Annotated in this window: 2 protein-coding genes; both read right to left on the minus strand. The window is 35.3% G+C overall.

Annotated features, from left to right (window positions below; genetic code table 11):
- Positions 1 to 277, minus strand: a 277-nt coding sequence (locus ENL20_09325; protein HHE38758.1) for a hypothetical protein, incomplete at its 3' end; no start/stop codon positions are given.
- Positions 278 to 396: 119 nt separating this feature from the next.
- On the minus strand, positions 397 to 1,152 hold the full coding sequence (locus ENL20_09330; protein HHE38759.1) for an AAA family ATPase: 756 nt from the start codon (positions 1,150 to 1,152) through the stop codon (positions 397 to 399).
- Positions 1,153 to 1,718 lie beyond the last annotated feature (566 nt).

Consider the following 1,718-nt stretch of genomic DNA (forward strand, 5'->3'; position numbering starts at 1 on the left):
AGGATAAACCCTCTGAAAGATTGATATCGATCAGGATATAATCATAGTCAAAAATATTATCTTGGATTTTTCTGAATTCAGGATAGTTCTTAATCAAATCAATTTCGTGAAAGCTGATTTTTTTAACGTATTCAGTAAACTCTTTTTTAATTGAAAATTCACTATCTTTTCTATATTTTTCCGAAATTATTTTTCCCAAGAAATCATCAAAAATATTTACAGACATTTCTCTTGCGGTAGCATTTCCTCCAAAATCTTCAATCCAAAGAATTTTCATAAGCATTCTCCTCGTATATTATGTTTATGGTTTTATGATTCAGTTCAATCACTCAAAAGGGCTTGTGTATTCTTCACTTGAAAAGTCCCCACTATTTCACTTGAAAATGTTCCACTTTTTTAGTCAATATTTTTCAACCATTCTTTTGTTTCTTTTAGGCGATATGACTTTCCGGTCATATTAATAATGTAAGCTTTATGGGTTAATCTATCGACCATGGCCGCGGTAAGAACGGGGTCTTTGAAAATTTCCTGCCATCTTTCGAAAGAAAGGTTTGTTGTGATGATCGTAGATTTCCTTCCTGCCCGCAACGATAGATTCGTGAATAATAGTTCCGAACCTTCCTTATCGAACGAAATATAACCTAATTCATCACAGACAACGAGGTCATATTTTTCGAAACGGAGTTCCGTTTTGCGAAGCGTTCCACTCGATTGCGACTCCTTCAATTGGGTGATCAAAGTGGGAATAGTGGTAAAAAGAACTTTGTAATCTTCCATACAGGCTTTGATACCAAGTGCTATCGCGAGGTGAGTTTTTCCGGTGCCCGGATTACCGGCGAGAATCACATTCTGTCCGCTTCGGATAAAATCGAGATTTTTGAGCATTTTAAGTTTTGTTCTGCCATCTTCGGATAAGAATTCGATATTCAAATCTTGAAGATATTTTTTATAAGGAAAATTGGCTGAACGGATACGGGAAAGTTTCCTGTTTTCCAATCTGCGATAATGCTCATTTTCCAACAAATTATGCAGATATTCTTCGTAAGAATTATTTTCTGTTAGAGCTTCTTCCGCTTTAATCCGGTAGGTTTTTCTGATTTCCGGAAGGCGGATCGACTTGGTATATTCTACGATTTCTTCATGCAATTTCATAGAACACCTCCGCTCGCATTGAGATTATTTTTGTGTGGCAAAAGTTGGGCAAGATCGGATAATTGACTCATCGAAATTTCCTCGATTTCCGTTTTTGAAGAGAATTTTTCTTCCTCTTCCTCACGCTCGATTATAGTCTTGATCTTCACCGTTGAAATGTCTCTCGGACAAAGTTTTTCCAATTTGAATATTACGGTTTGAATATCTTTCAGGGTTAGTTTATTTTCCTTCATATAAATAAGAAGTTCGATAAAATCTCTTGACTTGGAATAAAAATAGTTTTGATATAATGTTTGAAAATCTTCCTTCATTTGAGAAAGAGCAACGCTGCTGCGAACTGCTCCGGGCTTCCGTTTCAAAGTTTTCAGATAATGTTCGATCTTGATGATCCATTTCCCGAAACCATAAGATTTTTTATGAACACAAATTTTGTGAACACAAATCTTGTCATTCTCATAAAAGCAAATAATTTCAGATGAATATATTTTCGCTGTGATAAATTTACCGGTGTAATTTTCGGGAACGGAATAATGGCAGCTATCGACGATTATGGTCGAATATTTATC

The sequence above is a fragment of the Candidatus Cloacimonadota bacterium genome (genome assembly GCA_011372345.1).
Classification (GTDB): domain Bacteria; phylum Cloacimonadota; class Cloacimonadia; order Cloacimonadales; family TCS61; genus DRTC01.

Bases quoted from the DNA above. Each gene is read 5' to 3' on its own strand.
- ENL20_09330 (HHE38759.1), bottom strand. From the start codon at position 1,152: ATGAAATTGCATGAAGAAATCGTAGAATATACCAAGTCGATCCGCCTT.